Consider the following 1,575-nt stretch of genomic DNA (forward strand, 5'->3'; position numbering starts at 1 on the left):
GAACGCCATCTCCAACTGCTCGTCGTCGAGCTTCTCGGAACGGGCCCCGAAGCGGTGCCGGCGCAGCGCGGCGATGATATCGTGCAGCCGGGCCAGTTCCGCCTCGGCATGGTCGTTGACGGCGTTCTGAACCGCCCCGGGTTTGCCGGAGGCCGTTGGATGTGAGTCACGCCGCCATATCGATGATGTCCGCGGCAGCATAGTATTGCTCTTCGGCTTCGGCGGGCGGGATGTTGCCGATAGGCTCGAGCAGCCGGCGATGATTGAACCAGTCGACCCATTCCAGCGTGGCGTACTCGACCGCCTCGAAGCTGCGCCACGGCCCGCGCCGGTGGATCACCTCGGCCTTGTAGAGGCCGTTGATCGTCTCGGCCAAAGCGTTGTCGTAGCTGTCGCCGACGCTGCCGACCGACGGTTCGATTCCCGCTTCGGCAAGGCGCTCGGTGTACTTGATCGACACGTATTGGCTGCCGCGATCGGAGTGGTGGACGAGGCCGCCACCCCGCATCGGTCGTCGGTCGTGAAGCGCCTGTTCGAGCGCATCCAGGACGAAGCTGGCATGCGCCGTCCTGCTGGCTCGCCAACCAACGATCCGGCGAGCGTAGGTGTCGATGACGAACGCCACGTAGACGAACCCCGCCCAAGTCGCGACATAGGTGAAGTCCGATACCCAGAGCCTGTTCGGCGCCGGCGCACGGAACTGCCGGTTGACCCGGTCGAGCGGGCATGGCGCGCCCTTGTCGCTGACAGTGGTGCGGACCGGCTTGCCGCGGATCACGCCGGCCAAGCCCATCGCCCGCATCAGGCGGGCAACGGTGCAGCGGGCGACGTCGAACCCTTCGCGCCGCAGCTGCCGCCAGACCTTGCGCACGCCGTAGACGCGGAAGTTCTCCTCGAACACGCGGCGCACCTCCGGTCCGAGCGCGTCATCACGCCGAGCCCGAGCCGACCTCTTGGTCGGCTCAATCCTTCTGGCTGCATGAGCATGATAGGTCGACGGGGCGATCGGCAGAACCCGGCAGATCGGCTCGACCCCGTACACCTCGCGATGCGCGTCGATGAACGACACCATCACCTCGCTCGGCGGTCGAGCTCCGCCATCGCAAAATATGCAGATGCCTTACGCAGGATCTCGTTGGCCTGGCGCAGCTCGCGGTTCTCCCGCTCCAGCACCTTCATCCGGTCGGCAACGTCGCTTGGCACACCGGCGCGCATGCCGCTGTTGACCTCGGCCTTCTTTACCCACTCATGCAGCGTCTGGCCCGCACACCCGATCTTCGCCGCGATCGACACCACCGCGGCCCAGCGCGACGGGTGATCCTTTTCGTGGTCCAGCACCATCCGCACCGCCCGCGCGCGCACCTCAGGTGAAAACTTGTTGGTCGTCTTACTCGTCATAGCCCCTTCCTCTCAGGAGTTGGGGCCTCCGACAAACCCGGCGCGGTTCATTCAGCCGCACGATCTCGGCGCGGGTCGCTGCCCGCTCGGCGCGCAGGTCATCGATCTGCGCCTGCGTTTCCTTGCCCGCGACCCGCAGCGCCGCAAGCTCGGCCATGGTCGCGGCGAGCATGTCGC

Annotated in this window: 3 protein-coding genes and 1 other annotated feature; all 3 genes read right to left on the minus strand. The window is 66.5% G+C overall.

What is annotated here, in order from left to right:
* Positions 1 to 201: IS66 family transposase (locus tag BSZ14_RS19090; RefSeq protein ID WP_139330557.1), on the minus strand; the 201-nt coding region annotated here is incomplete at its 3' end.
* Positions 167 to 1,398 (minus strand): IS3 family transposase gene (locus BSZ14_RS18705; RefSeq protein ID WP_089413685.1). Its coding sequence is split into 2 segments (ribosomal slippage): positions 167 to 1,107 and positions 1,107 to 1,398, totalling 1,233 coding nucleotides; the frame shifts between segments, so codons are not numbered across the junction. The genes BSZ14_RS19090 and BSZ14_RS18705, both read right to left, overlap by 35 nt.
* Positions 998 to 1,114, minus strand: a sequence feature (AL1L pseudoknot). It overlaps the preceding gene by 117 nt.
* Positions 1,388 to 1,575, minus strand: a 188-nt coding sequence (locus tag BSZ14_RS19790; RefSeq protein ID WP_206744351.1) for a hypothetical protein, incomplete at its 5' end; no start/stop codon positions are given. The genes BSZ14_RS19790 and BSZ14_RS18705, both read right to left, overlap by 11 nt.

It is taken from the genome of Sphingomonas sp. Sph1(2015), assembly GCF_001970915.1.
GTDB classification, from domain to species: domain Bacteria; phylum Pseudomonadota; class Alphaproteobacteria; order Sphingomonadales; family Sphingomonadaceae; genus Sphingomonas; species Sphingomonas parapaucimobilis.